Source organism: Streptomyces sp. NPDC043680, from assembly GCF_056436685.1.
On the sequence record NZ_JBWKCE010000003.1, the window covers coordinates 15,095 to 41,298 of the forward strand.

Sequence of the window (26,204 nt, forward strand, 5' to 3'; positions counted from 1 at the left end):
GGGCCGACCCACGCACCGCACATCGAATCGCCGGGCCCGGCGACCGGCCAGAGCGCACGGGCGGGCGCACGGCCACACGGCGGGAGCACGGCAGGGGGGCGTGCGCCGCCGGCGCGGGCCCCGGCCGGACTGTGCACGCGGACAACAATCTCGCCATACGGAAGTCGGGGCCTTAACGCTTGGGAGGCGGGGAACTACGCTGGGTTTACGAAATGCCGGGCGCCTATGCCCCGGCGGCTTATGCGTTGTATGCGTTCCGCGTGTGACGAGGGGTGGCGCATGTCCAGGGAGCTCCGCGAGCCCAATGAGAAGCTCGGCGCCGTCCTCGCCCTCGCGGGCATCAGCAACGCCGGGCTGGCCCGGCGCGTCAACGACCTCGGCGCGCAGCGCGGCCTGACGCTCCGCTACGACAAGACGTCGGTGGCCCGGTGGGTGTCGAAGGGGATGGTGCCGCAGGGCGCTGCCCCGCATCTGATCGCGGCCGCGATCGGCGCGAAGCTGGGGCGGCCGGTGCCCCTGCACGAGATCGGCCTGGCGGACGCGGACCCGGCGCCCGAGGTGGGCCTGGCGTTCCCGCGGGACGTGGGGGCGGCGGTGCGCTCGGCCACCGACCTCTACCGGCTCGACCTGGCCGGGCGGCGCGGCGGCGGGGGGATCTGGCAGTCGCTGGCCGGTTCCTTCTCCGTGTCCGCGTATGCGACGCCGGCTTCGCGCTGGCTGATATCTCCGGCGGACGGTTCGGTGGCGCGCGAGCCCGCCCCGGCACGCGACACGGCGGCCGGGGGGTCGGAGGCGGCGGCACTGCGCGAGGGCGCGCGCGGCACCGGGGCCTCCCGTACGGGCGGTCCGGCCCACGAGACCGTGCCGTCCCGCGAGACCGTGCCCTCCCGCGAGGCGCTGCCGGCCCGCGAGACCGTGGCGTCCCGCGAGACCCCGGCGCCCCGCGGACCGGGTGCGAGGGTGGTGGCGACTCCCGCCGCCCCTTCCCAGGGGCCGGCGGTGTCGCCGTCTCCGGTTGTGCCCGCGCAGCCTTCGGGCGAAACTCCGCACGCCCCGCCCCCCGCCCTCCTCGCGCTCCCGGACGCCTCGCCGCAGCGGGTCGGCCACGCCGACGTGGCCAAGCTGCGCGAGGCCGCCGAGGACGCGCGGCGCTGGGACTCCAAGTACGGCGGCGGGGACTGGCGTTCCTCGATGGTGCCGGAGTGCCTGCGCGTGGACGCCGCCCCGCTGCTGCTCGGCTCGTACTCCGACGAGGTGGGCCGCGCGCTGTTCGGGGCCACCGCGGAGCTGACCCGGCTGGCCGGGTGGATGGCCTTCGACACCGGCCAGCAGGAGGCCGCCCAGCGCTATTACATCCAGGCGCTGCGGCTGGCCCGCGCCGCCGCGGACGTGCCGCTCGGCGGGTACGTGCTGGCCTCGATGTCGCTCCAGGCGACGTACCGGGACTTTCCGGACGAGGGGGTGGACCTCGCCCAGGCGGCCGTCGAGCGCAACCGGGGTCTGGCCACGGCGCGCACCATGAGCTTCTTCCGGCTGGTCGAGGCGCGGGCGCACGCGAAGGCGGGCGATTCGGCGGCCGCGGGGGCGGCCCTGCGGGCGGCGGAGGGCTGGCTGGAGCGGGCGCGGGAGGGGGACCCGGATCCGACCTGGCTGGGTTTCTACTCGTATGACCGGTTCGCGGCGGATGCGGCGGAATGCTACCGGGACCTCAAACTGCCCCGGCAGGTGCGCCGGTTCACCGAGCAGGCACTGTCGCGCCCCACGGAGGAGTACGTGCGCTCGCACGGGCTGCGGCTGGTGGTCAGCGCGGTCGCCGAGCTGGAGTCGGGCAACCTCGACGCGGCGTGCGCGGCCGGCACCCGGGCGGTGGAGGTGGCGGGCCGGATCTCCTCGGCGCGGACGACCGAGTACGTACGGGACCTGCTGCACCGGCTGGAGCCGTACGGGGACGAGCCGCGCGTCGCGGAGCTGCGGGAGCGGGCCCGGCCACTGCTGGTGGCCCCCGCGTAGCCGCGCTGTCAGTGGCGGGGTGCAGTATGCAGGGGTGGGAGGTGGCGGTTTGGGCGGCGCGGGCGGCATGGGCAGCGGCAGCGTGGACGGTGACGTGCTGGTGATCGGCGGTGGGATCGTCGGCCTGTCGACGGCGTATGCCCTGTCGCGGCTGGCTCCGGGGACCCGCGTGGTGGTCCTGGAGAAGGAGCCGGGGCCGGCCCGGCACCAGACGGGCCGCAACAGCGGGGTCATCCACAGCGGGATCTACTACCGGCCGGGATCGCTGAAGGCGCGCTTCGCCGTGCGCGGAGCCGCCGAGATGGTCAAGTTCTGCGCGGAGCACGGGATCGCCCACGAGGTGACCGGGAAGCTGATCGTCGCCACCGGGCGCGAGGAGCTGCCGCGGCTGCACGCGCTGGTGCAGCGGGGCCGGGAGAACGGCATTCCCGTGCGGGAGCTGGGCCCGGCGCAGATCTCGGAGTACGAGCCGGAGGTGCGCGGCCTCGCGGCGATCCATGTCGGCACCACCGGGATCGTGGACTACGGGCAGGTCGCGCGACAGCTGGCGGAGTCCTCGGGGGCGGAGATCGTCTACGGCGGGGCGGTGGAGCTGATCTCGCGGCGCCCGTCCGCGGTGGCGGTCCGCACGTCCACCGGGCTGGTGGTCCGGGCGCGGGTGCTGGTGAACTGCGCGGGATTGCAGTGCGACCGGGTGGCCCGCCTGGCCGGGGACGACCCGGGGATGCGGATCATTCCGTTCCGCGGGGAGTACTACGACCTGGTGCGGCCCGGGCTGGTGCGGGGGCTGGTCTATCCGGTGCCGGATCCCGCCTTCCCCTTCCTCGGCGTGCACCTGACCCGGGGGATCGGCGGCGGGGTCCATGTCGGGCCCAATGCGGTGCCGGCGCTGGCCCGCGAGGGGTACGGCTGGGGCGTGGTGCGGCCGCGGGACGTCGCGGACGAGCTGGCGTGGCCGGGAGCCTGGCGGATGGCCGCACGGCACTGGCGGTACGGCGCGGGCGAGGTCCGGCGCTCACTGTCGAAGGCGGCCTTCACGCAGGCGGTGCAGCGGCTGCTGCCGGCGGTGACGGCGCAGGACCTGGTCCCGGCGGCGGCCGGGGTGCGGGCCCAGGCCGTGCTGCGGGACGGCACGCTGGTGGACGACTTCCTGATCCGGGACGCGGAGCGGACCGTGCACGTGCTGAACGCCCCCTCCCCGGCGGCCACGGCCTCGCTCCCGATCGGCCGCGAGATCGCCCGCCGCGCTCTGGGCACCCTCCACGGCGCCTGACCGGGAACGGGTGCGGCCGGCGGCCCGGGGATCGGGCGGGCCTCCCGGCGGCCCGGCGGTCGGCGGCGGGCCCGGCCGGGGGCGGGGTCGTAGAATCTGGGGATTGTGTCTGAGTCCCTCACCCCCCAGCCCAGCGCCCCGGAAGCCCTGCCGGAGGCGAACGCCCACGTGCCCCCCAAGTGGCGGACCGAGCCGCGGTTCCCCGACGGGCCCGCCCCCGACCCGGCCGGCTCGCACCACGAGCGGCGGATCCGGAGCTTCCAGCCGCGCCGCAGCCGGGTGACCACCGGGCAGGGCGAAGCCCTGAAGCGGCTCTGGGGCACCTGGGGGCTCGACATCGACGGGCACTCCGTGATCGATCTCGACCAGCTGTTCGGCGGGCTGCCCGTCGTGCTGGAGATCGGCTTCGGGATGGGCGAGGCCACCGCGCAGATGGCCGCGGCGGACCCCGGGACCGGGATCCTCGCCGCCGACGTGCACACCCCCGGCCAGGGCAACCTCCTCGCGCTCGCCGAGCGGAACGGGCTGACCAACATCCGCGTCGCGAACGGCGACGCCATCATCCTGCTCCGCGAAATGCTGCCGCCCGACTCCCTCGCCGGGCTGCGCGTGTACTTCCCCGACCCCTGGCCCAAGGCCCGCCACCACAAGCGGCGGCTGATCCAGCCCGAGTTCCTCGACCTGGCCGCCACCCGGCTCGCCCCGGGCGCCGTCCTGCACTGCGCGACCGACTGGGAGCCGTACGCCGAGCAGATGCTCGAAGTCCTCACCGCACACCCGGAGTTCGAGAACACCCAGCCGGACGGCGGCTACGCGCCGCGGCCCGACTTCCGGCCGCTCACCCGCTTCGAGGGCCAGGGCCTCGACAAGGGGCACGTCGTACACGACTTGCTCTTCCGCCGGGTGGAGAAGCCGTAACGTCACTCCACGTGTCGGAGTCGCTCGCTAGAGTCATCATGTGGTCCGAGCGCTTCCCGGTGTCCGTTCGTGCGTGCTCGCCGTGCTCTGCCTGACGGGGCCGGTGATCCTCGAACTCGTACGGCAGCAGACCGGCACCCCCGGCTTCTTCGTCGGCCTCGGTCTGGCCGTGCTTCCGGTGCCGCTGCTGATGGCGGCGTTCCGGTGGCTCGGCCGGGCCGCCCCGCACCCCTGGGCGCAGTTGCTGTTCTGCTTCGGGTGGGGGGCCTGCACGGCGGCGCTGATCGCCATACTGGCCAACGACTTCGCCACGGAGTGGATCACCGCGGCGACCGCCGACCCCTCCCACGCCGACGAGCTCGGCTCGGTGGCGATCGCCCCGGTGGTGGAGGAGAGCGCCAAGGCGGCGGCGCTGTTGCTGCTGTTCGCCTTCCGCCGAGGGCAGTTCACCGGGCCCGCGGACGGTTTCGTGGTGGCCGGGTTCACGGCGACCGGCTTCGCCTTCACCGAGAACATCCTCTACCTGGGCAACGCCTTCGGCGAGGACCTGGCGAAGGGCACGCCCGCGCTGGACTCGCTGACCGCGGCGACCTTCTTCGTGCGGATCGTGCTTTCGCCCTTCGCGCACCCGCTGTTCACCGTGGTCACCGGCCTCGGGGTCGGCGCGGCCGCGCTCGGCACCGGCGGCCGGTTGCGCCGGCTCGGGCTGCCGCTGCTCGGCCTGGCGGCGGCGATGGGCCTGCACGCGCTGTGGAACGCCTCCTCGCGGCTGGGCGAGTACGGCTTCTACTGGGTCTACGGCTGCGTGATGGTCCCCGTGTTCGGGCTGCTGCTGTGGCTGGCCGTGCGCATACGGCGGGGCCGGCTGCGGGCCGTCTCCGCCGAGCTGGCGGTGTACGCCGCCGCGGGCTGGTTCGGTCCGGCCGAGGTGCCCGCGCTGGCTTCGGTGCCGGCCCGGTCGCTGGCCTGTGCGCTGGCCCGGCGCAGCGGGGGCCGGGCGGCGGGCCGGGTGGTCGCCCTGTACGCGGCGGATGCGGCCGCGCTGGCGCTGCTGCGGTACCGGGCCCGGCGCGGGGGCGCGGGCCGGGAGCCCGACTTCGCCGGACAGGAACGGGAGTTGCTGCACCGGCTGTGGCGGCGCAGGGCGACGGCGGGGCCCGCGCTGTCCCGGGCGGCGGTGCTGGAGGAGCTGCTCCCGGTGCGGTTCGACCCGCCCGCGCGGGTCCCCGTACCGGCCGCGAGGGCCCCTAGACGCTCAGGCCTTTGGACTGGAGCCACGCCAGCGGGTCCACCGTCGAGCCGCCCTTGCGCACTTCCAGGTGGAGATGGGGTCCGGTGACGTTTCCGGTGGCGCCGACGCGGCCGATGGTCTCCCCGGTGCCGACCTGCCCGGAGGTCACCGACATCGAGGAGAGGTGGCAGTACCAGATCTCCGTACCGTCCTCCAGCTCCAGCACGATCCGGTAGCCGTACGCGCCCGACCAGCCGGCCGAGGTGATCGTGCCGCCGGCCACGGCCTTGACCGGGGTGCCGGTCGGGGCGGCGAAGTCGAGGCCGGTGTGGTAGCCGGAGGACCACATGGAGCCGGCGACGCCGTAGTGGGAGGTGAGGGTGTAGGCGGAGGTGGGGAGGGAGTAGTTGCCGGCCATCTTGGCGAGCCGCTCCTCCTCGGCCTTGGCCTCGGCCGCTTCCTTCGCCGCCTGCTCGGCGGCGGCGCGGGCGTCCTCCGCGGCCTTCTCGGCCGCCTCCTTCTTGGCCTTGGCCTCGGCGGCGGCGCTTTCCCGGGCGAGCCGCTCCGCCTCCGCGCGGGCCTGCGTCTGGGCGGCGTCCTGCTGCGACTCGGCCTGCTGGAGGATGCGGTGGCGCAGGGCCTCGCCCGCATCGGGCTGCCGGTCGGCGACGGCCTGGTGCGCGCCGGTTGCCTGCGCGGAGACCGCGTCGACGCGGTCGGCTGCGGCCGCCGCGTAGGCGCCCTGGCCGCCTCCGGTGAGTCCCAGGTCGGGCAACGAGGGTATGGATATGGCGACTTGGGGCCGGTCCTGGGCGGTGGCGATACCGCCCGCCCCGACCGCGGCGATGACGCCGACACCGAGCACGGTGGAGCTGCGCGCAAGTCCCCCGCGCTGCTTGGCGACCCGGTGCCTGCCGCGCAGCGGGCGGGCGGAGTCCTCGGTGGGGTTCCATTCACCCCAGGCTCCCGCCGTGGGCGGTTCCTCGATCTCGACGCCCTCGGGGGCAGGCACGTTGGAGGCCACCGGGGCACACTCCTCAGGGACGCGCACGCGCACGGCGCCGTCTCTTGCGACGGCTGGGACGACCGCGCTGCGTTATCGAACGGTAATAGACGCGGGGGAGTGATTCCAAGCTGTTGCGGGGGAAGCTTCACAGTAATCAGCCATGCCCGGCGGGGCTTTGGCCTGGACTTATGCCGTAAAGCGGTTCAATACTGGGCAAAGTTCAGCGTGGTTGCGCATCTCTTCGGCCAGCGCCAGACATTGACACCCCGTCACCTTCCTTACGTACAGCGCTCGTTTCATTGCGCACAGTCACACCGCCACCGCGAGGAGCGCCATGTCGTCCGTCGCCCTGCCCTGCGTGTGCCGGCGCACGTCGCTGCTGAGGGCGCCGAGCAGTTCGGCGGGGCCCGAGAAGACCCGGCCGCGCAGCCGGCCCGGGGGATCGTAGAAGGCGCCGGACCGGTCCCTGGCCTCGGTGAGCCCGTCGGTGTAGAGCAGGAGCGTGGATCCCGCCGGGAAGGGCCACTCCTCGGCGCGGTCCGAACCGGCTCCGAGCTCGCCGAGACCGAGCGGCAGGGCCGGCTCCGCCGGGGCGAGGACCGCCAGGGTCCCGTCCGCGTGCAGCAGCAGCGGCTCGGGGTGGCCCCGGTTGAGCAGCCGGAGCACGCCGGCGTCCGGCGGGATCTCCCCCAGCACGCACGTCGTGAAGCCCTCCACCGCGTCCAGGCTGTCACGCCGGACACCCTCCCGGGTCAGTGCCCGTTCCAGCCGCTGCGCCACCCGCTCCAGGGTCGGCTCCGTCTCCGCCGCCTCCCGGAAGGCCCCGAGGACCACCGCCACGGCCTCCACGGCGCCCAGCCCCTTGCCCCGTACGTCACCCACCGCCAACCGCACCCCGTACGGGCCGTCCTGGACGGCGTAGAGGTCCCCGCCGATGAAGGCGTCGGCCTGCGCGGCCTCGTACCGGGCCGCGACCTGCAGGCTCCCGATGCGCTCGGGGGGCTTCGGCAGCACGGCGCGCTGGGCGGCCTCGGCGATGCCGCGTGCGGAGGCGAGCCGCTCTCCGCTGCGCCGCACCACGCGGTTGATCAGCAGGGCGAGTCCGGAGACGGTCAGTACGGTCACCAGCTCGGTCAGCGGCTCACCGTGCCAGCCGGTCCGGTGGTACAGGTGCAGCAGCACCACCGTCAGCGAGGCCAGGGCGCCGACCAGGGCCGTGGCCCGCAGGGAGAACAGGGGTGCGGCGACCAGCGGGGCCGCGGAGAAGAAGGGGGATCCCGTGTAGCTGGGCGGGGTCACCAGGTCGAAGGCGAGGCCGGCCCCGATCAGCACGGCGGGGAGAACGCGGACCACCTGCCGGGCCACCCGGTTCCCGGTGGCTCCCGCCTGCCCGTTCTCGTCCTGTAGGCCGCCGCCCAGCCCCACCACGCTGCTCTCCTGACCGGTGCTCGCACGGGGGCGGGCCGCTGCCGCCTCGCCCTCCAGGCTCGCCGCAGCGGGGACCGTACGGCGACCGGGCCTGAGCCGAGCGGGTGAGCTCGCGTCAGGGGGCCGGGGAACGACGAAGGCCCGGTTCCCAAGGGAACCGGGCCTTCGTACGGAGTAGCGGGGACAGGATTTGAACCTGCGACCTCTGGGTTATGAGCCCAGCGAGCTACCGAGCTGCTCCACCCCGCGTCGGTAAACACAACCCTACGCCATCCGTGGGACGGTCACCGCCAATTAACCGCGCCGCCGCCCCGGCGGATGACATAACCCCTGGTCAGAGCCGCGCATCCGGGTCAAAGTACGTCCCGCTCACCCGGCGGCGTCGGTTATCGCAGGCCGAGCGACTCGTAGGTGGCGTCGAGCTCGGCGACGTCGAGGCCGGCGGCCTGGCGCACCAGCCGGATGGCCCGGTAGATCTGGTTGATGTGCGCGATGTCGTGGCCGATGACCTTCCGGATCATGACCTCCATCGTTTCGCCGCCCTGCTCGCCGTGGCGGCCGGTGCGCTGCCAGTCCTCGGCCGGGAGCGCGGCGAGCAGCGCGACGTTGGAGGCGCGCAGGCCGGTCCAGGCGTCGAGCATCTGGCGGAACGGGAGCCGGGGCAGCGGGGCCCAGAGCTGCTCGTCGTAGCCGGGGTAGACCGGGTTGTCCTCGGTGGCCACCAGGCGCCAGCGGAAGCCGTAGACGATGTCGACGTCGAAGAGGTGGCCGACGATGAAGGCGGCGGGCCACTCGCCCGGCTCCGGGACGGCCTCGGCGAGTTCGGTGGGCAGGTCGGCGAAGAGCTGCGCCGCCCAGACGGGGGTCTTGGCCAGGACGTCGAACGGGTCGCGGTCGCCGGCCACTTCGAGCAGGGCGCTGACGTAGGCCGCGGGGTCCTCGGTGGCGGACGGGATGTCGATGCGGTGCACGTCGGCTGCCGCCGGTGCGGTGGGGGTGGTCATGTGGCTGGGCCTTTCGGTGGTGACGGCTGTGGTGGGTGTGGGGGGTGTTGGGGTCTGTCGGTGTCCGGAGGCGTGCGGTACGGACCCGTGGGCCGGGCGGTGTCAGGCGGCGGGAACCGGCTCGGGTGCCTCGGCGGCGGTGGCGGCGGCGGTGTCCTGCCCGCCCCGCTTGCCCGGGTCGGCGCCCAGCACCAGCAGCGCGCCGAGGCCGGCGACGGCGGCGCAGACCACCCAGTGGAGCGGCGCCGAGATGCCGTAGAGCAGTCCGCCGACGGCCGGGCCGAGGGCGCCGCCGAGGGTGTGGGCGATGCCCTCGGCGCCCTGGTAGCGCCCGCGCAGGTGGGCCGGTGAGAACTCGGCGGGGTAGGCGTTGGCGATCGGGGTGTAGACCGTCTCGGCGACCGTCCACACCACCACCGTCAGCGCGAGCAGCCAGATGGCCTGCATGGCTCCGGTGAGGGCCATGCCGAGGCCGAGCAGGACCAGGCCGGCGGCGATCACCCGGCGCGGGTTGCGGCGCTCGGTGTGCTTGGTCAGCGGGAGTTCGATGACCACGCAGAGCAGGGCGTTCAGGCCGAGCAGCAGGCCGTAGACCTTGTTGTCGAAGCCGGCGTCGGTCACGTGCAGCGGCAGCGTGGCCGTGGACTGGCCGTAGACGAAGGTCGCGGCGACCATCGAGCCGAGGAAGAGCAGGTACGGCCGGTCGGTGAGCACCTCGCGGTAACCCCCCTTCCCAGCCCGGCCCTTGGCGCCGGTGTCCGCGCCGTCTGCGGCCGGGGCTTCGACGGGCGGCCGGCCGCCCGGCAGCGTGGCCAGGGCCAGCGCGCCGAAGGCGAAGGAGAACAGCGCGTCGCCGAGGAAGACGTACGTGTACGAGGCACCGCTGAGCAGGCCGCCGACGAGCGGGCCGACCGCCATGCCCACGTTGATGGCGAGCCGCAGCACGGCGAAGGCCGTCACCCGCTGCTTCTCCGGGACCACGTCGACCAGCAGGGCACCGGCCGCGGGCCGGTACAGCTGGGCGAAGACGCCGACGAGCCCGACGAGGGCGGTGGTCGCGACCAGTCCGTCGGTCAGCGGTACGAGGGCCGTGGCGGCGCTGCTGCCGAACATCGACACCGCGATGGCGGTGCGCCGGCCGAACCGGTCGGCGACCGTACCGCCGACGGCGTTTCCGATGAACGCGCCGACTCCGACGAATCCGAGGGCGACACCGGCCTGGAATGCGGAGAATCCCTGGGCGACCAGGAACAGCACGAGGAATACGTTGAGGAAATTGCCGAATTTGATGAGGAACATTCCGGAGAAGATCACCCAGGCGCTTCTGGGCAGGTCACGCAATCGTCGGCGCAAGGGGTCCTCGCCGGCCATGGGGGGCTCCTTCTCGATGGGGGGATGAGGTGGTGACCTCCATCAAACCTGCCGGTCAAGGCCCTGGCCAGGGCTGAGGGCTGGCACAAAGCTGGCTGGCACATTCCTGCCCGCGCGCCCGTTCCCGCTCGCTCCGCCGCCCTCCGCTGCCGTGCACGGCCAGACTGCGGCGTGCACCACGGCCACGTCCTGCGTCATTCATGCCGGGCATTCTTGTGCCACCCCGAAACCATTTCCCGGGCCGGATTCCTGCTGCAAAGTTCTGGCCATGACCGAACACAAGCTTCTCGTCGTCGGCGGACGGATTCAGACGCTGCGCAAGGCCGCGGCCCTCGGCATCCGGTTCGTGCTGATCCAGCACAAGGACCAGTTCGTGCCCGAGGCCGCCCGGCTCGCCGAGGCCGTCCTGATCGCGGACTACACCGACTGGGACGTCACCCGTCCGCTGGTCGAGGCCGCCCACCAGGCGTACGGCTTCACCCGGGTCGCCTCGATCACCGAGCCGGGGCTGGTGCCGGCCGGGCGGATCAGCGACCACCTGGGGCTGGGCAACACCTCCGAGCAGGTCGCCGAACTGCTGCGCGACAAGCACGCGATGCGCCGCCACCTGGCCGCCTCCGACTCCCCCGAGGTGCGGGCCCTGTCGGTGGCCGCCGCGGAGGTCGACAGTGCACAGGCGCTGGCCGCCTTCGGCGCCGAGCACGGCTACCCGTTCGTCCTCAAGCCCACCGACGCGACCGCCAGCCTGGGCGTCGTACGGATCGACGGGCCGGAGCAGGCCGCCGAGGCCTGGGCCGGGGTCGAGGCGCTGCGGGCCCGCACCGACCTGCAGTGGGGCTCGTTCTTCACCATCGGCCGGTTCATCGCCGAGCAGTACATCTCCGGCCCGGAGTACAGCGTCGAGACCTTCTCCTTCGCGGGCCGGCACATCGTCCTCGCGGTGACCGAGAAGCTCACCGGTGGCGGGTTCATCGAGCTCGGGCACGCGCTTCCGGCGCGGCTCGACCCGGCGGACGAGCGCCGCATCGAGGAGGCCGTCGCCCGCTTCCTCGACGCGATGGGCCTCACCGACGGGGCCGCGCACACCGAGCTGCGGCTGTCCCCGTCCGGTCCGCAGATCATCGAGAGCCACAACCGGATGGGCGGCGACCGGATCTTCGACCTGCTGAACTCCGCCTACGGCATCGACCTCGAAGAGTGGATCGTGGCCTGGCAGTTCGGGCTGATCCCGGCGCTGACCGAACGCCCCGTCCCCCGCCACGCGGCGGCCACCCGCTTCCTGTCCGCCGAGCCGGGCACGGTCGTCGAGATCCAGGGCGCCGAGGAGGCCAGGGCCCTCGACTCGGTCATCGACGTGGAGACCACCGTCAAGCCGGGCGACACCGTCGGGGAGCTGCGCGGCAACTGGGACCGGGTGGGCCAGGTGCTGGTCACCGGGGCGGACACCGAGGCCGCCGTCGCCGCGGCCGAGCGGCTCACCGAGAAGGTCACCGTCGTCACCACCAACCCCAGCAACGGAAAGACCGCGTCATGAAGATCCTGCTGATCATGCGGAACACGTACGCGTGGCACCGCGAACACATCGAGACCCTGGAGCGGATGGGCCTGGAGATCCACCTCGCCACCCGGGTCGCCCAGGCCGCCGACGACGGCCGGTTCGCCAACGTGGTCCCGATCCCGGAGGAGCTGGAGGGCGACGGCCTCGCCGAGTTCTGCGCGGCCGCGGCCCGCCGGCTCGGGATCACCTCGGCGATCACCTTCTACGACAGCGACATCGCGGTCACCTCCAAGGTCAACCTGCTGCTCGGCCACACCTGGCCGCGCCCCGAGGCCGACGTGATCTCCCGCGACAAGCAGCTGCAGCGGTCCTTCCTGGTGGAGCACGGGCTGCCGGCCCCGCAGTTCGCCGGCGTGGCCGGCGTCGAGGCCGGGCTGGCCGCCGCCGAGGCCTTCACGTACCCGTTCATCGTCAAGCCGAGCGCGCTCGCCGCCAGCATCGGCGTGAGCCTGGTCTCCGACCGCGACGAGCTGGAGCGGGCGCTGACCGACGTGGCCCGCCTCGCCGAGGAGTGGGGCGGCTACTTCCCCAGCGACGGCCCCGAGATCGCGCTGCTGGAGGAGTTCCTGCCGGGCAAGGAGGTGACGCTCGACGGGGTGGTCCTGGACGGCCGCTTCCACCTGGTCGGGGTCACCAACAAGATGCAGATGCCCGGCCCGTACTTCGAGGAGGACTTCTACACGCTCCCCTTCCGCACCCCGCAGGAGGAGCCGGAGCTGGTGGCGGTCGCCGAGGGCATCGTCGCCGGCCTCGGGGTCCGGCACTGCCTCTTCAACGCCGAGTTCCGGCAGGACGCGCAGGGCCGCTACCGGGTCGTGGAGTTCGCCACCCGGATGAGCGGCGGCCAGAACTACCGCAACCTGCGGGAGGTGCACGGCATCGACGCGGTCCGGCTGTACGCCAAGGCGGTGCTGGCCGGGGAGGACGCCGACGCACTGGCCACCCTGCTGGACGGCGAGGTGCCGCGGGCCGCGGTGCCGCGCGCCGCGACCTGCATCAAGTTCGCGTACCGGACGGGGACGCTGGTCCGCAACAACCCGGGCGACGCGACCCACTCCCCGTACTTCCGCTCGTACATCCCCGCCTCGAAGCCCGGCGACCGGCTGCGGCGCGCACCCGAGGGCTGGTACGAGATCGCCGGCTCGCTGGCGGTGGCCGCCCCCTACCGCGGGGCCGCCGACATCGACCGGGTGGAGCGGATCGCCGCGGACCTCGACGAACGGCTCGACGTGGTCGTCGTACCGGCCTGACCCGGTCCCCTGCACCCCCTGCCCTCCTTCACCGACGCGGAAAGAGCATCACGTGCACGCCAACGACCCCGTGTTCCGGATGGGAATCACGGAGCCCACCGCCATCGACCCGTACAAGGCCCAGGAAGGCGAGGGCATCCTCGTCTGCAAGGCCCTGTTCACCGGACTGCTCGCCCTCGACGAGGACGGCGGCCTGATCCCGGCCACCGCCCGGTCCTGGGAGAGCGATCCGACCGCCACCACCTGGACGTTCACGCTGCGCGCCGACACGGTGTTCAGCAACGGCGAGCCGGTCACCGCGCACAGCTTCGTACGCGGCTGGGCGCGGGCCCTGGACCCCGAGGCCAACACGGAGACGGCGTACCACCTGGCGGGCGTGCGCTCCTTCACCGCGGTCGACGACACCACGCTGGTGGTCGAACTGTCCGAGCCGGACGTGCAGTTCGACCTGAAGACCCTCCAGCCGATCTTCAGCCCGGTCCCGGCGTGCGCGGGCCCGGCGCTGAACCCCGCGTACAACGACCGGCCGATCGGGAACGGCCCGTTCAAGATGGCCGGCCCCTGGGAGCACGGCGTCGGGATCCGGCTGGAGCGCAACGACCTGTGGGCGGGGCCCGCGCCCGAGGCCGGCGCGGTGCACATCGACATCCTCGACCCGGTGACCGGCCTGGACGACGAGTACGAGCGCTTCCTGGCCGGGACCTACGACTACGCCCGGATCCCCCCGGCCCGCACGGCCGAGGCCGCCGCCCACGACGGCTTCCTGGAGCAGGAGGGCGCAGGGCTCTTCTACCTGATCCCCTTCTGCCACCAGGCGCCGATGGACTCGCTGGACGCCCGCCGGGCCCTGTCGTCGGCCATCGACCGGCAGGCGCTGATCGACACGTACTTCCAGGGGCGGCGCAGCGCGGCCCACTCCCTGCTCTCGCCCTGGTTCGGCAAGGCCCACACCCCGCGCGCCGAGCTCGCCGCCGACCCGGACACCGACTGGACGGCGTACGACCCCGAGCGGGCGCGGGCCGCGGCCCTGCGGGCCGGGCTGGGACCTGGCAGCCGCGTCGAGTTCGCGTACAACACCGGCGCCGGCCACGACGACTGGGTCCGGGCCCTGGCCCGCGGCCTGGAGGAGGTCCTCGGCTGGCAGGTGGAGCTGCTGCGCACCGACGCCCGCGGGCTGGTCGACCACCGCACCTCGATCGCGGCGGCGGGCTTCTGCCGGGCCGGCTGGGCCTGCGACTACCCGACCCCCGACAACATGCTCTTCCCGCTGCTGCACTCCTCGTGCACGGCCCCCGACGCCGAGGGCACCGCCCACGGCGACAACGAAGGCCGCTACGTGAATCCGGACTTCGACGCCCTGGTGGCCCGCGCCCGGGCTTCCACGGACCCGGCGGAGCGCGCCGACGCCTGGCGCCGCGCCGACCGCACCGCCATGGCCGACCTGGCGCTGATCCCCCTCTGGTACCGCACCGACCAGCGGGTGCACGCCGCCGACCGGATCACGGGCCTGCGCATCGACTTCGACGGAAACCCCACCCTCACCACTGTCAAGGCAAGGAAGACCACCCGATGAGTGCGACCGCGACCACTGTCCCGACGGCGACTCCCGTCCACGACATCCTCGGCATCGGCTTCGGCCCGGCGAACCTGGCCCTGGCCATCGCCCTGGAGGAGCGCGAGTCGCCGCTCACGGCCCGCTTCCTGGAGGCCCGGCCGAGCCCCGAATGGCAGCCCGGGATGCTGCTGGACGGCTCCGACATCCAGAACCACCCGAGCCGCGACCTGGTGACCCTGCGCAACCCGCGCAGCCGCTACACCTTCCTGAACTACCTGCACGAGCAGGGCCGGCTGCTGCGCCACCTCAACCTGCCCTCGGAGTTCCCGCTCCGCAAGGAGTACGCGGGCTACATCCGCTGGGCCGCGGGCTTCTTCACGCACCTGGTGGACTGCAACCAGCGGGCCGCCCGGGTGGAGGTCGTCGAGGAGTCCGGCGAGCGGGTCTACGAGGTCACCACCGCGTCCGGCAGCCGCTACCTCGGCCGCACGCTGGTGATGGGCCCGGGCCGCACCCCGTACGTCCCCGCCCCGTACGACACGCTGCGCACCCCGCGGATCTTCCACCTGACCCAGTACCTGCCGAAGCTGGCGGAGCTGACCGGGCCGGGCCGCGAGCCGGAGTCGGTGGCCGTCATCGGCGGCAGCCAGAGCGCCGTCGAGCTCGCCCTCGACCTGCACCGGCGCTTCCCGCGCACCAAGGTCACCACCTACACCCGCTCGCACTCGCTGCGGCTGAAGGACACCAGCCCGTTCAGCGAGGAGGGCTACTTCCCCGAGTTCACCGACTACTACTTCCAGGCCTCGCGGGAGGGCAAGAAGGCCCTCGACGCGTACATGCACGGCACGAACTACTCCTCCGCCGACGGGGACGTGCTGCGCGAGCTCTACATGACCATCTACGAGCAGGAACTCGACGGCGAGCAGAAGGTGTTCGTCCGCGGCAACCACGAGGCCGTCGGGGTGGCCCCGGAGACCGGCGACCGGATCGCGCTGGACTTCCTGGAGCGCACCACCGGCGAGCGGATCAGCCAGACCGTGGACTTCGCGGTCCTGGCCACGGGCTTCCGCAACATGGGCCCCGGCCCGCACGAGGAGCTGTGCCCGCCGCTGATGGCCCCGCTGGCGAAGCTGTTCGCCACCGAGCCCGACGGCCGCCTGCAGGTCTCCGCCGACTACGCGCTGGAACCGGTCGCCGACGGCACCCCGCCGCTGTTCCTCAACGGCCTGTGCGAGTCCAGCCACGGCATCGGCGACGCGGGCTCCTTCAGCCTCCTGTCGCTGCGGGCCGCCACCCTCACCGACGCGCTCACCGCCCGCCTGGCCGCCGCCGCCACCGAGCGCAGCGCCGTCCTCGCCGCCGCCTGACCGGAGAAAGGTCCCGCTTCCCATGACTGCCACGATCGACACCCCGGTCTCCGCCCGGCCCGTGTACGACGCGCCCGTGATCAAGGGCCCGCTGCCCGGACCGCTCAGCGCCGAGCTGCTGGAGCGCCAGGCGGGCCGCGAGTCCAACTCCCGCTCCTACCCGCGCAAACTGCCGATGGCGATCCGCCGCGGCAGGGGCTCGTACGTGGAGGACCTCGACGGGAACGTCTTCCTCGACTTCCTCAGCGGCGCCGGCGTCCTGTCGCTGGGCCACAACCACCCCGAGCCGCTGGCCGCCGCGCACGCCCAGCTCGACGAGTTCGTGCACGGGCTGGACTTCCCCACCCCGGTCAAGGACGAGTTCACCGACCTGACCATCGGGATGCTGCCGGAGCCGATGCGCGAGCGGACCCGGATCCACTTCTGCGGGCCGACCGGCGCCAACGCCGTCGACGCCGCCCTCAAGCTGTGCAAGACCGCCACCGGCCGCGAGGAGGTCATCACCTTCCAGGGCGGCTTCCACGGGGCGACCCTGGCGGCGCTCAGCGTCACCGGCCTGGTCGAGCAGAAGGAGCCGGTCCGCGGCCGGATGCCGGGCGTCCACTTCTTCCCGTACTCCAACTGCCACAACTGCCCGCTCTCCCTGACGCGCGACACCTGCCAGGTCAACTGCGCCGCGTTCCTGGAGAACGCGCTGACCGACGTCAACGGCGGCATCACCCTTCCCGCGGCCGTGATCATGGAGCTGGTGCAGGGCGAGGGCGGGGTCATCCCGGCCGAGGTCGAGTTCGTCCAGCGGATCCGCGAGGTCACCAAGCGGCTCGGGATCCCGCTCATCGTGGACGAGGTGCAGAGCGGCTGCGGCCGCACCGGCACCTGGTTCGCCTTCGAGCAGTACGGCATCGAGCCCGACGTGGTCTGCGCCTCCAAGGCGCTGTCCGGCATGGGCCTGCCCGCCTCGGTGATCCTGTACGACGAGAAGCTGGACGTGTGGAAGCCCGGCGCGCACTCCGGCACCTTCCGCGGCAACCAGCCGGCCTTCGCCGCCGGTGTGGCCACCATGAAGGTGGTCAAGCGCGAGCGCGTCCTGGAGAACGTCCGGGCCCGCGCCGACCAGCTGATGGTCCACCTCCAGGGGCTGCGGGAGGTCAGCCCGTACGTGGCCGACGTCCGCGGGCTCGGCCTGATGACCGGCGTCGAGCTGACCGACCCGGAGACCGGGCTGCCCGCCGAAGCGCTCGCCAAGCGGGTGCAGTGGGAGGCCGTCAGCCGCGGCCTGATCATCGAGCTGGGCGGCCGCGACGACTGCGTCGTACGCATGCTGCCCCCGCTGAACTGCACGGCCACCGAGATCGACCACGCCGGCCGGATCATCCGGGAGTCCCTGATCGCCGCCCTGGGCGCGCTCGGTCTGGCGACGGCGGTGCAGGCGTGATGACCACCACCCATGACCCGGTCGTCCAGGACCTGGTGGTCGCCGGCTTCGGACCGTCCGGGATCGCCCTGGCCGCCGCCGTCGAGGACCACGACGACGCCACCGGCTCCGCCCCGCTGGCCGCCCGCTACCTGGAGAAGGCCGCCGACTCCGCGTGGCAGCCCAACCTGGTGCTGCCCGGCACCGACATCCAGCACCACTTCCTGCGCGACTTCGCCACCCCGCGCGACGCACGCTCCCGCTTCACCTTCCCCCACTACCTCCAGCAGAGCGGCCGGTTCTACCCGTTCACGCTGATGGGCGGGTACGTCAGCCGCCTGGAGTGGTCGGACTACGTGCAGTGGGCGGCAGGCCAGGTCCGCGGGACCGTCGACTACCACCGCGAGGTGCTGAGCGTCGAGCCCGTCACCGACACCGACGGCCGCGTCCGCACCGCCCGCGTGCTCAGCCGCGACACCCGCGACGGCTCGCTGCACACCGTGGAGGGCCGCTCCGTCGCGCTCGCCACGGGCCACGAGGCGTACGTACCCGAACTGTTCCGCCCGCACCTGGGCGAGCGGGTCTTCCACGCCTCGCAGCTGCTGCCGAGCCTGGCCGCCCTCGGCGACCGGCCGCTGCGCAGCATCGCGGTGATCGGCGCCGGGCAGACCGCGGGCGAGATCGTCCTCCACCTGGCCGCGCAGCACCCCGACGCCGAGATCCACTCGGTGGTGCGGCACGCGGGCTTCCGGATGTACGAGCTCGGCCACTTCAGCAACGAGGTGTACTTCCCCGACGAGACGGACTACTTCTACGCCCTGGAGGGCGAGCAGCGCGAACGCGCCCTGGACCAGGCCCGGGCCACCAACTACGCGGCCGTGGACCCCGACGTCTCCACCGCCCTCTACCAGGCGGTCTACCAGGACCGGTTCACCGGCCGGCAGCGCCTGCACATGCACAAGCGCACCGAGGTCACGGACGTCGACCACGCCCCGGACGGGCGGGTGCTGCTGCGCACCGCGGAGGCGTTCACCGGGGAGCCCGGTCTGATCGAGGCCGACGCCGTGATCGTCTGCACCGGCTATCGCGAGGCCGCCCTGCCCCGCCAGCTCGCCGCCTTCGTCCCGTACCTGCGCCTGGACGGCCAGGGCCGCCCCGAGGTCACCCGCGCCTACCGCGCCGAGACCAGCGAGGACTGCGAGGTCGGGATCTACCTCGACGGGCTCACCGAGTGGCGGCACGGCATCGGCAGCGCCACCTCCTTCAGCCAGATGGCCGCCAAGGCCGACACCATCCACCGCGACCTGCGCGCCCGGCTGCGCCGGCCCGTCGCCGCCTGATTGGACCCGTACGCAATGCACATCTTCACCGCCCACGAGGACGACATGGTCTTCGAGGAGCCGTACAACGTCAGCGGCCGGCGCATCTTCCCCTGGCCCGAGGCCGTCGAGGAGCCCAACTGGGGCGGCGCCTGGGTCGATGTCGCGCCCGGCGCCACCTCCACCCCCCACGACCACGACGAGAACGAGATGTTCTTCATCGTCGAGGGCAGCGGGGTGATGCGCATCGGCGCGGAGACCCGCCGGGTGCGCGCCGGGGAGACCGTCTTCATCCCCCCCTTCCAGGACCACGACCTGACCAACGACGGCGATGTCCGGCTGCGCTTCGTCACCATCTGGTGGGGCGGCGCGGACGCCGTCGCCCGCGACCGGGCCAAGTGGGCCGCCGAGTTCGGCATCGAGGACCCGGGCGCGCCCTCCGAGGCCGCCGCAGACCGGGCACACCCCGCCGGAGACCGGCAGGTGGACGCATGAGTCCCATCGTCCACGCGCACGCCGACGCCATCGTCGTCGGCGGCGGGGTGATCGGCGCGGCCATCGCGCACCAGCTCGCCCTCGCCGGCGTCGGCCGGATCGTCCTGTGCGACCAGGGCCGGGTCAACGCCCAGGGCGCCACCTCCCGCTCCGGCGGACTGCTGCGGCTGCACCACACGGCCGTCGCCGACACCCGGCTCGCCGCCCGCAGCCTGCCCGTCTTCGAGCAGTGGTCCGACATCATCGGCGGCTGCTGCGGCTACCGCCGCACCGGATTCGTCATGATCGTCGGCGAGGAGCACGCCGACGACCTGCGCTACAACGCGGCCGCCGCGGGGGAGGCCGCCGGGTACCGCCGCGTCGAGGTCATCGACCCGGCCGAGCTGAAGGAGATCTACCCCGGCCTGCGGGTCGACGGCGTGGGCCTCGCCGCGTACGAGCCCGAGGGCGGCTACGCCGACCCGATGGCCGCCTCCGCCGCGCTGCTGACCGCCGCCTACCGGCTCGGGGTCTCCCCCTCCGAGGGCATCCGCGCGGTGAAGGTGCTGGAGAAGGGGGGCGCCGTCACCGGTGTCCTGACCTCCATCGGCCGGATCGACGCCCCGCTGGTGGTCCTGGCCGGCGGAGCCTGGGGCTCCGCGCCCGCCGAGTACCTCGGCATCCACATCCCCGTCACCGCCCGCCGGATCGGCCTCGCCCAGGCCGAACTGCCGGGTGCCGGACGGCGCGGGTCGGCGGCCTCCGTACCGACCTGCATCGACGACACCACCGGCAGTTACTTCCGGCCCGACGGCCTGGACCGCTTCTACTTCGGCGTCCCCAGCAAGCCCGACACCGAACTCGGCCGCGACGTGGAGCCCCTGACCGAAGCCGAGCTGGAGTCCGCGATCGCCGCCATCGCCCACCGGGTCCCGGCCGCGGCCACCGCCCCGCTCGCCGGCACCCGTTCCGGCCTCGACGGCTACACCCCCGACAAGCGCCCGGTCGTCGGCGCGGCCGGCCCCGACGGGCTCTACCTCGCGCTGGGCTTCAGCGGAGGCGGCTTCAAGCTGGCTCCCGCCGTCGCCGAACTCGCCGCGAAGGAGATCGTCGAGGGCGGAGCCGTCCCCGGCAAGGCCGTTCAGGAGCTGCTGGAGCCCTACCGCCCTCAGCGGTTCCTCGCGGGCCGCCCGATCCGCCCGGAGGCCCCCTATGACCACATGTGAGACGGACCCGGACCAGGGCACGCCGGCCGAGGCCAGGCGCCCCCTCCGGGAGGTCCTGCGCGAGGACGTCCGAACGGTCCTCGACAAGGACCCGGCCGCCCGCTCGCGCGCCGAGGTGCTGCTCTACCCGCACATCCACGCCCTGTGGACCTACCGGATCGCGCACTGGCTGTGGGGCCGCGGCCACCGGGTCTCCGCCCGCGCCCTGTCCCTGCTGGCCCGCGCCGTCTCCGGGATCGAGATCCACCCCGGCGCGCGGATCGGCCGCCGCTTCTTCATCGACCACGGCACGGCCGTCGTCATCGGCGAGACCGTCCGGATCGGCGACGACGTGATGCTGTACCACCAGGTCACGCTCGGCTCGGTCGGCTGGTGGAAGGACCTGCGCCGCCCCTCCGGCTCCCGCCGCCACCCCGTGGTCGGCGACCGCGTGGTCATCGGCACCGGAGCGAGCGTGCTCGGCCCGGTCACCATCGGCGCCGACTCCCGCATCGGCGCGCACTCGGTCGTCCTCGACGACCTGCCGCCGCGCAGCCGGGTCGTCGCCGCCGCCTCCGCCGCCCTGCCGCCGCTCGACACGGCGGCCCTCGACTCCTCCTCCCTGATCCTCCCCGAAGGAACCCACGCCTCATGACCTCCTACGTCGTCACCAGCGCCCCGCCGAACCCCAACGGCGACCTGCACCTGGGCCACCTCTCCGGCCCCTTCCTCGGCGCCGACGTGCTGAGCCGCCACCTGCGCCAGCGGGGCCACGACGTGCACTACGTCGGCTACTCCGACGAGCACTCCTGCTACGTACCGCGCCGGGCCGCCGAGATCGGCTCCACCGCGTACCCGACCGCGAAGCTGTTCGGCGACCGCATGGAGGAGACCCTCTCCCTGGGCGCCATGCACCACGACTGGTTCACCCGCCCGCTGACCGACACCACGCACACGGAGTTCGTACAGCGCTTCTTCCTCGAACTGTGGGAGTCCGGCGCCCTGGAGGTCCAGGAGCTGCCCGTCTTCCACTGCGCGCCCTGCGACCGGTACCTGTACGAGGCCGAGGTGCGCGGCGAGTGCCAGTTCTGCGCCGAGCCCTCCGACGGGGTGTACTGCGAGGCCTGCGGTCTGCCGCAGGACCCGGCCGGGCTCGCCGCCCCGAAGTGCACCGCCTGCTGGAACGCGCCCGAGACGCAGACCATGCGCCGTATCGTCTTCCCGCTGGAGCGCTGGCGCGAGCGCCTCCAGGCGTACTACGCCGACGCCCAGGCCGCGGCGGAGTGGCGGCCGCGGCTGATCTCCTACCTGGACGGCCTGTTCGAGCGGGACCTGCCCGACACGGCCATCAGCCGCGAGGCGGACTACGGCATCCCGGTCCCGCTGCCCGGGTGGGAGGGGCACATCCTCGACACCTGGTTCAGCGGCATCTGGGGCTACGCCGCGGCCACCGCGCGCCTCGCCGAGGCAGGCGGCGACCGCTCGGCGTGGGAGAAGCTGTGGACCGATCCCGAGACCCGGATCGTCAACTTCATCGGCTTCGACTGCTCGTTCTCGCACGCCGTGCTGTGGCCGGCCCTGCTGCTCGCCCAGGGCGAGCTGACCCTGCCCGCGCAGGTGGTCATCAACGAGTTCTACCGGCTGGAGGGCGACAAGTTCTCCACCAGCCGCGGACACGCCATCTGGGGCGGCGAGTTCCTGCGCCGGGTCAACGCGGACGCCCTGCGCTTCCACCTGTGCCTCACCGGCCCGGAGCGGGCGCAGAACAACTTCTCCATGAAGGAGTTCGCCGACACCCTCTCCACCGTGCTCGCCGGCGGCCTGGAGCGGTGGACCGACACCGTACTGGACCTGCTCGCCCAGGACTTCGACTCCGTCGTCCCGGCCGCCGGGCCCGCGGACGGCCCGCTGGCCGCCGAACGGGCCGCGCTGCCCGGGCAGATCGCCGCCGCCCTCGGCGCCGAGGCCTTCTCCCCGCAGCGCGCCGCCGACGTCCTCGCGTCGGTGATCGAGCGGGCCGAGGCCGACCTGCGCGAGCTGTCGCTGCTGCGGGCCGCCGGCCCGCGCGCGGAGTACGCCGGGCGGCTGGCCGCGCACGCGGAGCTGCTGGCCGCGGTCGCGGTGACGGCGGCCCCGCTGATGCCGGGCTGGTCCGCCTTCCTCGCCGGGCACCTCGGCCTTCCGGTGGACCTGGCCACGCGGATGCCCGCCTGGGCCGCCGTGGAGGGGACGCTGCTGGCGGAGGGCACCACGCTGCCCGGCTCGACCCCGCTGTACTTCCACGAGTTGTCGTGACCGCTGAGGACACCTGGTCCGGCGCCGCGACCAGGACCCTCGGCGCGGTGCTCGGGGCGGGAGCCCTGCTGCTCCCGGCCGCCCTGGCCCCGAGCCCGGTGGCGGGCGCCGCGCTGGCGGGCGTCCTGGCCGGCTGGTGCCTGCTCGTCGCCGCCGCGGGCGGTACACGGGCCCGCGGGCCGGTGGCCTTCGTACGGGACCGGCTCGGCCCGGGACCGGCCCGGGTCGTCACCGCGCTCTACTTCGGCGGCTTCGCCACCGGCCAGGCGGCCGTGGCGCTCGGAGCCGCGGAGTACGCCCTCGGGTCCGGGGACTCCGGCTGGCGCTCCTGCGCCCTGGCCGCCGGGATCGTCATCACCGCCGCCGGGGCGGCCTGGCTGTCCCCGCGTGGGCTGTCCCCGGCCGCCGGACGGCTGCGGCTGGCCGCCGTCCTGGCGCTGGCCGTCGCCTGGCAGGCGCTCGGCGGGCCGGTGCCCGACTCCGGGGGCGGCGGCTGGGTCGTGATCCCCCTGCTGTTCGGCTGGGTCGGCCTCGAAGGGGCGGTCCCGGCGCTTCGCCGGCGGCGCGGCGCGGCCGGTGCCCTCCCGTCCACCCCGGGCCCCGGCCGCCCGACGGGACGTGCCCTGGGCGGGACCCTGCTGGGCCTCGCGCTGGCGGCCGCCCTGTACGCCGTACTCCTGCGGCCGCCGGCCGGGCCCGGGACGGCGCCGGGGCCCGCCGCAGCGGCCCTCGGCCTCGGATCGGCCGCGCTCTGCTGGACGTACTGCCGCACCAACCTGCAGGCCACCGCGGTCCGCTGGACCGCACTGACCGGCCGCGCCCGGCGCGGCGGCGTCCTGGCCGCCGCCCTGATCGCCCTCACCGCCCTCACCCTCGGCCAGGCCGCCCACCTGGGCCTGGCCGCCCTGCTCATCGGCCCCGGGGCCGCCACCGCGGCCCTCTACTGCCTCATCGCCCTCGCGGCCCTGCGCCGCCCTCTCCCCCAGGAGCCCACCCATGACCGCACAGACCACGCAGACCGCTCCGGCCGCCTCCTCGAAGGTGCTGCGCGTCCCGGCCGCTGACCCGGCCACGGCCGCGGCGCACTTCCACCGCCGCTTCACCTTCGAGGCCGACGTCTCCGATGTGCACGCGGACGTCGAATCCGGCGCGGGCGGCTTCGTCCTCGTCGACAGCCGCAGCACCGAAGCCTGGGAGCAGGGCCACATCCCCGGTGCGCTGCACCTGCCCACCGACGAGATCGCGGACCGCGCCGCCGCGCTGGTGCCGCCGGGCAGCGTGGTGGTCACCTACTGCTGGGGCCCCGGCTGCAACGGCGCGACGCGCGCCGCCTACGAGTTCGCCGCCGCCGGCTACCGGGTCAAGGAGATGCTGGGCGGCTTCGAGTACTGGTCCCGGGAGGGCTTCCCGGTCGAGGACACCGCCGGAACCCGCCAGTCCGCCCCGGACCCGCTGACCGCCCCGACGCGGGCGGGCGCCACCTGCGGCTGCTGAGGCGCAGGTGGCGGAGCCGGCCTAGAGCCGGCCTAGAGCAGTCCCTGCTCCACGGCCCGCTGCCCGAGCTGGAAGCGGCTCTGCGCGTCCAGCTTATCCATCAGCTCCGAGATGAGCCGCCGCTCGCTGCGCAGGGAGATCCCCAGCCGGCGGGCGGCGGCCTCGTCCGTGTAGCCCTGGGCCAGCAGCCGCAGCAGCTCGCGCGGCTGCGAGCCGGGGTCGTCCAGGCTGCGCCGCGGCGGCTCGCCGAAGGGCGCGGCCGTCTCCCACACCGACTCGAACAGCGCGCAGAACGCCGCGACGGCTCCCGGCTCGCGCAGCAGCACCGCCCCCAGGGCGCTGTCCGCCGGATCGATCGGCAGTAGCGCGAACTCCCGGTCGGCGATGACCATCCGCATCGGCAGGGAGGGAACGGTGCGCACCTCGCCGCCGCGCTCGGTCAGCCAGCGCGCGTGCTCCAGGCTCGCCGGGTCGTTGCGGATGGCGTCCTGGTAGACGGTGCGGATCTTCACGCCGCGCGCGATGAGGTCCTCGGTCAGCGGCTCGCTGGCCTTGAACTGCGCGGCGGGCACGGGGCCGCCGGGATGGAAGCTGATGGACTCCTGCCGCGTCCGGGTGGACAGCTCGCTCAGCTTGGCCCGGACCGCCTCCACACCGAGGAACCGTTCGGCCTCGTGCGCGGGCTGGGCCGGGTGCAACTCGGCGTACTGCGACAGCAGCGCGCTCGCCGCGGCCTGGCTCTGGGCGAGCGCGCGGTGCCGCTGGGCGATCTCCGCCTGCTGGTGGGCGAGCAGCGAGTCGAGGGCGGCCTTCGGGTTCACCACCCGCAGCCGCCCGTCGGCCCGCCAGGACGGCGCGAGGAGCGAGAGGCGGGTGAGCTCCTCCAGGTCCGCGCGTACGTCGTCCTCGGACCGTGCGAGCTCGGCGGCGACCTCGCCGACGGCGAGCTCCGGCCGCTTGAGTATCAGGCGGTAGAGCGCATCGGAACGCTCGGTCAGCCCCAGTGAAACCAACAAGGAGAGCCCCCCAGCTCGCGGTTCGGAACGCCGGCACTGCTGTGGCGGAACCGACAACGCTGGCGGCAGGAGGGCACCGGGTAGCCCGGAGTCCGCGCGGCCCCTCCTGGATCCGATGATGCACCGAGGACCGTCCATACCGGCCATCCGAGGCGCACATTCCGTCAGATCACGCGCACACCCGGGGGCGGACCGGCCGGCTGGCACGGTTGTGTCAAAGCGCTTTGTGCCAGCGGAAACGGGCGACAGGGCGCTGCCCGGCTCGGCACGATGGCGGCACGCCGGGACGACGGATCCGGCCAACCGCCCCCTCCCGGCTCGACAAGAGGCATCCCACCATGCGCCGCACGCTCACCACCCTGATCGCCCTCACCGCCGCCGCCCTGCTCGCCGTCCTGGCCGTCACCCCCTCGGCCACGGCAGCCCCCCAGGACCCGGGCTGGTCGATCGCAACGCCCCTCGATCCGGGCTGGTCCTGACATACAACGGGGCGCCCCGTCTGGCCGAAACCAGGCGGGGCGCCCCAAGCCGTAGGCCATGTCGGACTCGAACCGACAACCAACGGATTAAAAGTCCGCTGCTCTGCCAATTGAGCTAATGGCCCTCACGTGCTCACCCCAGAGCATAGCCGGAGACCACCGGTCAGCCGATCGAGTATCAACCTACCGGCCCGGTCATCCGCTGACATCGCCCGGTGGAGGGTACCCGGACAGCGCAAAAGGGCCCGTCCGACACGAGGTGTCGGACGGGCCCTTTCAGGCCTTGCGGGCCGTCAGCTCAGGGCTGGCAATCAGCCGTTGCGCTTCCAGCGGGGCTTGTCGTCGCGGCGACCGCCGAAGGAGCCGGAGGAACCGGAGGGGCGGTTGTCGTCGCGGCGGCCGTACGGGCGCTCACCCGCGCCACCGGAGCGGAAGCCGCCGGAGGGGCGGTCGTCGCGGCGGAAACCGCCACCGCGGTTGTCGTCACGGCGGTCATCGCGACGGAAGCCGCCGCGCTCGCCGCCGCGGTCGTCACGG

General features: G+C 73.7%; 22 protein-coding genes, 2 tRNA genes and 1 pseudogene. 17 read left to right on the forward strand and 8 right to left on the reverse strand.

Annotation, left to right across the window (positions count from 1 at the left end; all coding sequences use genetic code 11):
• The first annotated feature begins 279 nt into the window (after positions 1–279).
• From AC0666_RS06560 to AC0666_RS06575, 4 genes are all read left to right on the forward strand, one after another.
• The gene (locus AC0666_RS06560) at positions 280–2,010 is read left to right on the forward strand and encodes an NsdA family TPR-like regulatory protein (RefSeq protein WP_468966454.1); all 1,731 of its coding nucleotides are present in this window, start codon (positions 280–282) and stop codon (positions 2,008–2,010) included.
• Between the two features lie 67 nt (positions 2,011–2,077).
• Complete coding sequence (lhgO, locus tag AC0666_RS06565) at positions 2,078–3,283, forward strand: L-2-hydroxyglutarate oxidase (RefSeq protein WP_361715942.1); 1,206 nt, start codon at positions 2,078–2,080, stop codon at positions 3,281–3,283.
• A gap of 105 nt (positions 3,284–3,388) precedes the next feature.
• Entirely contained in the window at positions 3,389–4,201 is an 813-nt protein-coding gene (gene trmB / locus AC0666_RS06570) for a tRNA (guanosine(46)-N7)-methyltransferase TrmB (protein WP_468966451.1), read from the forward strand.
• 40 nt (positions 4,202–4,241) lie between these two features.
• Positions 4,242–5,540 carry a PrsW family intramembrane metalloprotease gene (locus AC0666_RS06575; protein WP_468966448.1) on the forward strand — a complete coding sequence of 433 codons (1,299 nt, stop codon included), beginning with the start codon at positions 4,242–4,244 and terminating at the stop codon, positions 5,538–5,540.
• Here AC0666_RS06575 and AC0666_RS06580 read toward each other — a convergent pair.
• From AC0666_RS06580 to AC0666_RS06600, 5 genes are all read right to left on the reverse strand, one after another.
• The gene (locus AC0666_RS06580) at positions 5,449–6,456 is read right to left on the reverse strand and encodes a M23 family metallopeptidase (RefSeq protein ID WP_468966446.1); all 1,008 of its coding nucleotides are present in this window, start codon (positions 6,454–6,456) and stop codon (positions 5,449–5,451) included. The genes AC0666_RS06575 and AC0666_RS06580 overlap by 92 nt on opposite strands.
• Before the next feature lie 291 nt (positions 6,457–6,747).
• Positions 6,748–7,857, reverse strand: a complete 1,110-nt coding sequence (locus AC0666_RS06585; protein ID WP_468966541.1) for a PP2C family protein-serine/threonine phosphatase — start codon at positions 7,855–7,857, stop codon at positions 6,748–6,750.
• A gap of 184 nt (positions 7,858–8,041) precedes the next feature.
• Positions 8,042–8,115, reverse strand: a tRNA-Met gene (locus AC0666_RS06590).
• 137 nt (positions 8,116–8,252) lie between these two features.
• Positions 8,253–8,870, reverse strand: a complete 618-nt coding sequence (locus AC0666_RS06595) for a DinB family protein (protein WP_468583461.1) — start codon at positions 8,868–8,870, stop codon at positions 8,253–8,255.
• Between the two features lie 102 nt (positions 8,871–8,972).
• On the reverse strand, positions 8,973–10,241 hold the full coding sequence (locus AC0666_RS06600) for an MDR family MFS transporter (protein WP_468966443.1): 1,269 nt from the start codon (positions 10,239–10,241) through the stop codon (positions 8,973–8,975).
• A 268-nt stretch (positions 10,242–10,509) separates the two neighbouring features.
• On the opposite strand from AC0666_RS06600, the gene AC0666_RS06605 reads away from it, so the two are divergent.
• From AC0666_RS06605 to AC0666_RS06660, 12 genes are read left to right on the forward strand one after another with little or no spacing between them, the layout of a single operon-like run.
• Entirely contained in the window at positions 10,510–11,775 is a 1,266-nt protein-coding gene (locus AC0666_RS06605; protein ID WP_468966438.1) for an ATP-grasp domain-containing protein, read from the forward strand.
• Positions 11,772–13,049, forward strand: a complete 1,278-nt coding sequence (locus AC0666_RS06610) for an ATP-grasp domain-containing protein (protein WP_468966435.1) — start codon at positions 11,772–11,774, stop codon at positions 13,047–13,049. Before AC0666_RS06605 ends, AC0666_RS06610 begins: the two co-directional genes overlap by 4 nt.
• 52 nt (positions 13,050–13,101) lie before the next feature.
• Complete coding sequence (locus tag AC0666_RS06615) at positions 13,102–14,622, forward strand: ABC transporter substrate-binding protein (RefSeq protein ID WP_468583455.1); 1,521 nt, start codon at positions 13,102–13,104, stop codon at positions 14,620–14,622.
• Positions 14,619–15,971 (forward strand): SidA/IucD/PvdA family monooxygenase, encoded by a 1,353-nt coding sequence (locus AC0666_RS06620; RefSeq protein WP_468966431.1) that lies wholly within the window; start codon positions 14,619–14,621, stop codon positions 15,969–15,971. Before AC0666_RS06615 ends, AC0666_RS06620 begins: the two co-directional genes overlap by 4 nt.
• 22 nt (positions 15,972–15,993) lie before the next feature.
• Positions 15,994–17,406, forward strand: a complete 1,413-nt coding sequence (locus AC0666_RS06625; RefSeq protein WP_478707197.1) for a diaminobutyrate--2-oxoglutarate transaminase family protein — start codon at positions 15,994–15,996, stop codon at positions 17,404–17,406.
• Positions 17,406–18,725, forward strand: coding sequence for a SidA/IucD/PvdA family monooxygenase (locus tag AC0666_RS06630; protein ID WP_468966426.1), 1,320 nt, complete (start codon positions 17,406–17,408; stop codon positions 18,723–18,725). The genes AC0666_RS06625 and AC0666_RS06630 overlap by 1 nt, the downstream gene beginning before the upstream one ends.
• A gap of 15 nt (positions 18,726–18,740) precedes the next feature.
• Positions 18,741–19,199 (forward strand): cupin domain-containing protein, encoded by a 459-nt coding sequence (locus AC0666_RS06635; RefSeq protein ID WP_468583450.1) that lies wholly within the window; start codon positions 18,741–18,743, stop codon positions 19,197–19,199.
• Entirely contained in the window at positions 19,196–20,404 is a 1,209-nt protein-coding gene (locus AC0666_RS06640; RefSeq protein ID WP_468966422.1) for an NAD(P)/FAD-dependent oxidoreductase, read from the forward strand. Before AC0666_RS06635 ends, AC0666_RS06640 begins: the two co-directional genes overlap by 4 nt.
• Positions 20,391–21,038, forward strand: coding sequence for a serine O-acetyltransferase EpsC (gene epsC, locus AC0666_RS06645; protein WP_468966419.1), 648 nt, complete (start codon positions 20,391–20,393; stop codon positions 21,036–21,038). The genes AC0666_RS06640 and epsC overlap by 14 nt, the downstream gene beginning before the upstream one ends.
• Positions 21,035–22,678: a class I tRNA ligase family protein gene (locus AC0666_RS06650; RefSeq protein WP_468966416.1), complete on the forward strand. Its 1,644-nt coding sequence runs from the start codon at positions 21,035–21,037 to the stop codon at positions 22,676–22,678. Before epsC ends, AC0666_RS06650 begins: the two co-directional genes overlap by 4 nt.
• Positions 22,675–23,742, forward strand: coding sequence for a hypothetical protein (locus tag AC0666_RS06655; protein WP_478707198.1), 1,068 nt, complete (start codon positions 22,675–22,677; stop codon positions 23,740–23,742). Before AC0666_RS06650 ends, AC0666_RS06655 begins: the two co-directional genes overlap by 4 nt.
• A complete protein-coding gene (locus AC0666_RS06660; RefSeq protein WP_468966411.1) occupies positions 23,675–24,172 on the forward strand; it encodes a rhodanese-like domain-containing protein in 498 nt (165 codons plus the stop codon). Before AC0666_RS06655 ends, AC0666_RS06660 begins: the two co-directional genes overlap by 68 nt.
• A 32-nt stretch (positions 24,173–24,204) precedes the next feature.
• Here AC0666_RS06660 and AC0666_RS06665 read toward each other — a convergent pair whose 3' ends face one another.
• Positions 24,205–25,188 carry a helix-turn-helix transcriptional regulator gene (locus AC0666_RS06665; RefSeq protein ID WP_478707199.1) on the reverse strand — a complete coding sequence of 328 codons (984 nt, stop codon included), beginning with the start codon at positions 25,186–25,188 and terminating at the stop codon, positions 24,205–24,207.
• Positions 25,189–25,526: 338 nt separating this feature from the next.
• On the opposite strand from AC0666_RS06665, the gene AC0666_RS06670 reads away from it, so the two are divergent.
• A complete protein-coding gene (locus AC0666_RS06670; RefSeq protein WP_478707200.1) occupies positions 25,527–25,667 on the forward strand; it encodes a hypothetical protein in 141 nt (46 codons plus the stop codon).
• Between the two features lie 52 nt (positions 25,668–25,719).
• On the opposite strand, the gene AC0666_RS06675 is transcribed toward AC0666_RS06670, so the two are convergent.
• A tRNA-Lys gene (locus AC0666_RS06675) sits at positions 25,720–25,792 on the reverse strand.
• 186 nt (positions 25,793–25,978) lie between these two features.
• Positions 25,979–26,204 (reverse strand): annotated as a pseudogene (locus tag AC0666_RS06680) (DEAD/DEAH box helicase); the annotation flags it as partial.

Coding starts and splice junctions, on each gene's coding strand:
- AC0666_RS06635 (WP_468583450.1), top strand. CDS start 18,741: ATGCACATCTTCACCGCCCACGAGGACGACATGGTCTTCGAGGAGCCG.
- AC0666_RS06625 (WP_478707197.1), top strand. CDS start 15,994: ATGACTGCCACGATCGACACCCCGGTCTCCGCCCGGCCCGTGTACGAC.
- AC0666_RS06630 (WP_468966426.1), top strand. CDS start 17,406: ATGACCACCACCCATGACCCGGTCGTCCAGGACCTGGTGGTCGCCGGC.
- AC0666_RS06670 (WP_478707200.1), top strand. CDS start 25,527: ATGCGCCGCACGCTCACCACCCTGATCGCCCTCACCGCCGCCGCCCTG.
- AC0666_RS06660 (WP_468966411.1), top strand. CDS start 23,675: ATGACCGCACAGACCACGCAGACCGCTCCGGCCGCCTCCTCGAAGGTG.
- AC0666_RS06595 (WP_468583461.1), bottom strand. CDS start 8,870: ATGACCACCCCCACCGCACCGGCGGCAGCCGACGTGCACCGCATCGAC.
- lhgO (WP_361715942.1), top strand. CDS start 2,078: ATGGGCAGCGGCAGCGTGGACGGTGACGTGCTGGTGATCGGCGGTGGG.
- AC0666_RS06605 (WP_468966438.1), top strand. CDS start 10,510: ATGACCGAACACAAGCTTCTCGTCGTCGGCGGACGGATTCAGACGCTG.
- AC0666_RS06600 (WP_468966443.1), bottom strand. CDS start 10,241: ATGGCCGGCGAGGACCCCTTGCGCCGACGATTGCGTGACCTGCCCAGA.
- AC0666_RS06620 (WP_468966431.1), top strand. CDS start 14,619: ATGAGTGCGACCGCGACCACTGTCCCGACGGCGACTCCCGTCCACGAC.
- epsC (WP_468966419.1), top strand. CDS start 20,391: ATGACCACATGTGAGACGGACCCGGACCAGGGCACGCCGGCCGAGGCC.
- AC0666_RS06560 (WP_468966454.1), top strand. CDS start 280: ATGTCCAGGGAGCTCCGCGAGCCCAATGAGAAGCTCGGCGCCGTCCTC.
- AC0666_RS06650 (WP_468966416.1), top strand. CDS start 21,035: ATGACCTCCTACGTCGTCACCAGCGCCCCGCCGAACCCCAACGGCGAC.
- AC0666_RS06610 (WP_468966435.1), top strand. CDS start 11,772: ATGAAGATCCTGCTGATCATGCGGAACACGTACGCGTGGCACCGCGAA.
- AC0666_RS06640 (WP_468966422.1), top strand. CDS start 19,196: ATGAGTCCCATCGTCCACGCGCACGCCGACGCCATCGTCGTCGGCGGC.